We start from the raw sequence: 6,250 nt of genomic DNA, 5'->3' as shown, positions 1-6,250 counted from the left end.
AATGTCGGTAATGCCGTCAATTTTCTTTTCCTTAACCAAGTCGGCAATCTTCGCCACCAAATCGCTCTTATTAACCTGGTAGGGAATTTCAGTAACTACAATGCGGAAGCCACCCTTACGTTCCTGAATTTCTGCAACAGAACGGATGGTGAACTTACCGCGACCCGTTGTATATGCCTCACGAAGTCCAGAACCCGCATATACCTCTGCGGAGGTTGGGAAGTCTGGACCTTGAATAAACTGCATAAGCTCATCAACCGTTGTCTCTGGCTTATCAATGAGGGCTACTACACCGTCACAGAGCTCTCCCAAGTTATGGGTTGGAATATTTGTTGCCATACCAACGGCAATACCAACCACGCCGTTGAGCAACATGTTCGGAACCTTGGTAGGTAGTACCGTAGGCTCCTGAAGGGTTCCGTCATAGTTGGCAACGAAAGGAACGGTATTCTTCTCGATATCAACCAGCATTTCTTCCGCCAACTTGGTCATACGGGCTTCCGTATACCGTTCAGCAGCTGGGTTGTCACCGTCGATGGAACCAAAGTTACCCTGACCATCTACGAGTGGCATAGCGAGTGAGAACCACTGAGCAAGACGAGCCATGGCGTCATAAATGGCAGCGTTTCCATGAGGATGGAACTTACCCATGACTTCACCAGTGATACGGGCAGACTTCATGTACCGACTATTGGCACGCACACCCATTTCCCGCATTCCAAAGAGAATACGGCGGGCAACAGGCTTCAGACCATCACGTACGTCTGGAAGGGCGCGGCCTACGATAACTGACATAGCGTAGTCCAAGTAGGCCTGCTGCATTTCCGTCACAATGTTGCGCGGCTGCACCATTCCCACACCCTCTACGTGTACTGCTTCTTCAACGACGGTTGAGATAAGCGTAGCTGCACTTTCGCGCTTGTCGCGATCAAGGATTTTTTCCTCATCTGTCATTTCAACGACAGACTCTTCAACTACATCCTCATCAGGAGTTTCTGCCGTAAGTTCCGAAGCATCATCTTTCGCAACAACGTCCGTTTCCTCTGCATCAGTAGGAACTACTACTTCTTCAGTAGTCTCCTGCTCGTCAGGGCTCTGCTCTGGTTGTGTGTTTTTCGTGTCTGCCATGGCTATACGTCGATCGTAGCTGTTTTAGCGTGGGTTTGGATGAACTTCTTGCGCGGTGGTACTTCATCACCCATAAGCATGGTAAAGATGTCATCGGCACGTTCAGCATCGTCCATTGCGACTTGAAGAAGGGTGCGGCTTTCAGGATTCATGGTAGTCTCCCAAAGCTGATCTGCATTCATTTCACCAAGACCCTTAAAGCGGTTGACGCTTATGCCCAGCTTCTTCAGGCGACTCTCTTCTGGAGGCTGCTCACCTGTACTCTCATCTTGAGCGGATTCAGTAACAACTTCCTCGGAAACTTCTGTCTCTACCGGGTTGGCGGCGTCAGCGTCTTCAGCAACTTCTTCCGTCTTACCCTTTGCGCGCTTCTCTAGAGCTTCTTTTTCAAGCTTAGTTACCAGCCTGTCCTTTTCAGGTTCAGTAAGGGCCCAAAACTTCTCTTTACCACGTACGATTCCAAAGAGTGGGGGTTGAGCAATATAGAGATGCCCTTGCTTAATAATCTCTGGGAAGTGGCGGTAGAACAGTGTCAAAAGGAGAGTACGAATGTGCGCACCATCCACATCAGCATCCGTCATGATGATAATGCGGTGGTAGCGGAGTCGGGCGTAGTCAATTTGATCACCAACACCAACGCCAGTAGCCACAATGAGGTTCTTGATACCCTCAGATGAAAGCATACGGTCTAGGCGGGCGCGCTCAACGTTCAGGATCTTACCGCGGAGTGGCAGGATGGCCTGAGTCTTACGGTCACGGCCTTCTTTAGCAGAACCACCAGCAGAGTCTCCCTCTACAATGTAGAGCTCACTCTTGGCAGGGTCCTTCTCAGAACAGTCAGCCAACTTACCTGGCAAGGTCATGCCATCTAGGGCGCCCTTACGGATAACTGTTTCACGCGCAGCACGAGCTGCAAGACGAGCTCGAAGAGCAAGGACACACTTCTCAATAATCTTACGGGCTGCCTGAGGGTTCTCATTAAAGTAGTAGTCCAAGCCTTCGGATACTACCGCGTCTACTGCAGAACGCATTTCCGGGTTTCCAAGCTTGGCTTTGGTCTGACCTTCAAACTGTGGCTCCGGAAGCTTTACCGAAATAACGGCTGTCAGACCCTCACGCATGTCATCCCCGGAGAGGGTGCCGTCAGCTTCTTTAAGTAGGCCGTTGGCCTTGCCGTAGGCGTTTACCTGCTTGGTAAGCGCCATGCGGAAACCGGTCAGGTGTGTACCACCTTCACCGGTATGCACGTGGTTGGCAAAGGCGTAGACCCGCTCGTTGAAGTCGTCGGCATACGCCAGTGATACCTCAACCTGGAGCTCACCAATTGTCTTTTCAACAAAGAACACCGGATCAGTAATGATTTGATGGCTCTTGTTGAGATGACGGACATATGACGAAATACCGCCTTCAAAATGGAAGGTGTACGTCTTAAGGTCTTGGGTGATACCATCTGGCAAACCATCGCGGTAATCGGAGAGAATGAATGTCACACCCTTAGTAAGGTATGCATTGTTGCGGATGCGTTCAGCAATATAATCGTAGTCCCAAACCACTTCTGGGAAGATGGTATCGTCGGCCAGGTAGGTAACCCGACTTCCGTTCCCCTCAAGCTTCTGCCACTCGTCTTTGCGAGGGTTCTTTTCTTTCTTGATATCCCCAACCGCCTTACCCTGTTCAAAGCGCAGGCTGTACAGATCATCGCCACGCTTTACTTCGGCAACAAGCCAATGGGAAAGTGCGTTTACCACTGAAGCGCCTACACCGTGGAGACCGGAGGACACCTTATAACCACTTCCTTCACCGCCAAATTTACCACCGGCGTGAAGTACCGTGAAAACCGTCTCTAGGGCGGACTTCCCTGTCTTGGCATGTTTATCTACAGGAATACCGCGGCCGTTGTCTTCGACGCTTACTGAATTGTCGGGATTAAGAACCAGGCGAACCCGGTTACAAATGCCGAGCATCGCTTCATCGATGGCATTATCGAGAAGTTCTTTAATGAGGTGGTGCAGACCGTCTTTTCCGGTCCCACCAATATACATTCCGGGGCGCTTTCGAACCGGATCCAAGCCCTCAAGAACTGTGATCTGATCGGCGCCGTACTGGGTATTCTGATCGATATCTGGCATAAGAAAAAGCAACCCTTTACGGTAGTTTACTTACCCATGGTAACAGAAGAAACGGGCTGTGGAAATGAATTAGGAAAGCCCTGCGAGGACCTTCTCACCCGACTCCTGCAGGTTGACGTAGGCATTGTCTTGGGCCTCTGTGACAATAGTGCCGTAATGTGGCCGCTTTGCCTGGCATAACCGGAGAAAGTAGTAGTCGGACTGGAGGATAAAGGCGTAAAAGCGCCACCTGGCCAGCTCTTTCTTTTCGAGTCCTAGGATACTGAACGGGTTGCCATGCACCAGGTGTGAGACGTTGCTGAACATAAGGTCACGAGGCGCTTTCCAGAGCCACTCTTCGTTCACCTCTTCTTTGCGCAGCCCGCTAGATTCAGCCCGGCGCAGGTCAATCAGCAGTTGGTCAAAGAGGAGCTTGTTATCTTCCATAACGGCATCAATGAGCTGGAGGAGGGAGAGGACATAGGGGCTAGGCAATTCAGGGTCCTCAGCAACGTTCCGTAGGACGCTCAGGAACTCCTCACGGGAATACCCGAGGGAGCCAGAGAAGGCCAAGGTACTGAAATCGGTAATGAGCGAGATACGACGCGGGCGGACGCTTTCGCTTAGGATGCGAGGCGCCTTCCTGGTAGCCATTTCAAAGAAGGTCCGTGCCGGCAGAAGAAGGACAGCATCAAACTCCGCCTCAAGGAGGTGCTTGCGCAGTTCCAGGAAAGCTTTCACAAAAGTATCGTCGTACGTGTCGAAGAGAACTTGGAAGAGTGACTCCGCACTAAGCGACTCTTCCGGGTGCTCCTTAATGACATCTGTCCCCATGCGGCGCATGTGGGGCGGCAATGGGCGCGACATCTGCGCCTTGGCCATTTCCTCTTGGATAATACGGTAGCTCCGCTCGTTAAGCGTCAGCACATCCCGGGCGGCATCTATCCACTGCTCAAGTGTGTTATGCATGCTCGATGATCTTACGGATCTTATCCTGGAACACGCTAAGGCGGTAACCTTCGGCATGTTTGCGAATAATGGTAGCGTCAAACTGCAAATCATCAAAGCGATTCAACGCCTCAACGAGCGATTCCTTGGTTTGCTCAGGGAAGAATGTGCCATGCACCCCTTCAACAACCACATCTGCAACGCCACCTTTTCCGTAAGCTATCACCGGCTTTCCGCAGGCCATCGCCTCAACCGGCACAATGCCTGCATCTTCTTCTGATGCAAAGATGAACGCCTTGGCCCGGCCATAGAGTTTCTGTAGTTCTTCATCAGACACCCGTCCCGTGAACTCGATCCAAGGGGCACCCTCGGCCAACTTACGGAAACGCGCTTCTTCAGGTCCCCCACCCACTATCTTAAGAGGCTTCTTAGCTGCCTTGCAGGCTTCAATTACCAAGTCGCCACGTTTGTAGGCCACCATGCGGCCAACTGTAAGGAAGTAATCATCAGACTCCGTAGAGAGACTAAACCGGTCAATATCCACCGGCGGGGCAACAACGAGAGAATCTTGGCGGTAAATCTTGGCGATTCTCCCCTGCACTGTGGGCGAGTTGGCAATGAAGGTATCAACACGTTCCGCAGAAACTACATCCCAGAGGCGAAGCTTGTGCATTGCTTGCTCTCTAAGCCAAGAATCCCACTTGCCAGTATTGCGGTTGTCACCACCAAGCCGCCAAATGTACCGGATAGGAGTATGGCAATAAGAAATATGACGCTGGCCAGGGTGCGTAATGACACCCTTGGAGAGGCCACCACCTACCGACAAAATGACATCAAAGCCTTTAAGGTCAAAGGATTCAAAGGCAGCAGGCATGAGCGGAATTGCCAGCTTGTCCCGCTTGTTCAGCACGGGAATGCTTTGGAGGTAGGAAGGGATTACCGTAGCATCGGCAAACTGCGGTGCCTTCTCTGGGTTGTAGAGACTAGTGTAGATGGGAGCATCTGGGTACATCTTATGCAGAGCCAGAAGGACCTGCTCCCCACCGGCAAAACCCGTCAACCAGTCTTGGATAAGAGCAATTTTCATTAGTATGCCTCTTCACTTTCCCCGCGGCCAATGAGACGACCGAGGATGCCAGCTACCACGAGCCAGGCAGTCTTAGTAAGAATGACCATGTCCAAACCCAAACTCCAGTTCTCAATGTAGTGGGCATTCAAGCGAACGCGCTCATCATAAGGGAGCTTGTTGCCACCCGCTACCTGCCATGGCCCGGTAATACCAGGGCGTACATGAAAGAGGATGCGGGCTTTCTCACCGAACTTCTCCAGCTCCCAATCAATAATGGGACGTGGGCCAACAAGGGAAAGGTCGCCACGCAATACATCAAAAAACTGAGGCAGCTCATCTAACCGCGTTGCCCGTAGCAACTTACCAATGGCGCTGATGCGAGGATCATCCTTAAGCTTGGCTGTTTCTTTCCATTCCTGTGCCGCATCGGGATGCTGGCTCAAGTACTCTTGGAATTTTGCTGAAAGCTTTCCATTTTGGTCTGTCCAATCGCGCTTCATGGACCGGTACTTGGAAATGACAATAGGCAAGCCACCACGGCCAATCCGCTTATGCCTAATAACGAGAGGTGAACCTGAAGTAAGGAACATGACCAGCCCGATAAGGAGGTAAAACGGCGACGCAATGATTATCAGCAATGTGCTTACCACAATATCAAAGGTGCGCTTGGCAATCCTTCCCCAGCCATCTAGCGGGGTTGGCTTTACTTCAATGACAGGGATGCCCAGCTCTTCGTGGATGGTGTAATCAGCCCCCTGAAGTGCAGTGAGGGCGCGTGGCAGGAAGCCAAAGCCTACATGCTGCTCCAGGCAACGGTTGCGCAGCGTGATGAGGTTCTCTACGGTGAATTTCTCATTGACGATAATAAGCTCGTCAATTTGATCGCGGGTAATATGGGGCAACAGGCCATCAACGTCATCCTCCTCTATCTTTACGAGGCTGTATTGGGCGCTCCAACCCTTTGTCAGCTGTTTCATGAGGGTTTTGGCAGCTTCAT

The 6,250-nt window shown here is 51.5% G+C and carries 5 protein-coding genes; all 5 read right to left on the bottom strand.

The features are described from left to right. The coding region (locus VLA04_03755) for a DNA gyrase subunit A (GenBank protein ID HSI20787.1) at positions 1–852 on the bottom strand (852 nt) is incomplete at its 3' end. A 278-nt stretch (positions 853–1,130) separates the two neighbouring features. Then, complete coding sequence (locus VLA04_03750) at positions 1,131–3,257, bottom strand: DNA gyrase subunit B (GenBank protein HSI20786.1); 2,127 nt, start codon at positions 3,255–3,257, stop codon at positions 1,131–1,133. Positions 3,258–3,326: 69 nt separating this feature from the next. Further along, positions 3,327–4,205, bottom strand: coding sequence for a hypothetical protein (locus VLA04_03745; protein ID HSI20785.1), 879 nt, complete (start codon positions 4,203–4,205; stop codon positions 3,327–3,329). Further along, on the bottom strand, positions 4,198–5,271 hold the full coding sequence (locus tag VLA04_03740) for a glycosyltransferase (protein ID HSI20784.1): 1,074 nt from the start codon (positions 5,269–5,271) through the stop codon (positions 4,198–4,200). The genes VLA04_03745 and VLA04_03740 overlap by 8 nt, the downstream gene beginning before the upstream one ends. Continuing rightward, positions 5,271–6,250: sugar transferase (locus VLA04_03735; GenBank protein ID HSI20783.1), on the bottom strand; the 980-nt coding region annotated here is incomplete at its 5' end. The genes VLA04_03740 and VLA04_03735, both read right to left, overlap by 1 nt.

The organism is Verrucomicrobiia bacterium (assembly GCA_035460805.1).
In the GTDB taxonomy this organism is placed as follows: Bacteria; Patescibacteriota; UBA1384; order CAILIB01; family CAILIB01; genus DATHWI01.
The sequence above is the reverse complement of the archived record's forward strand: the minus strand, read 5'-3'. Positions and strand labels throughout refer to the sequence as shown.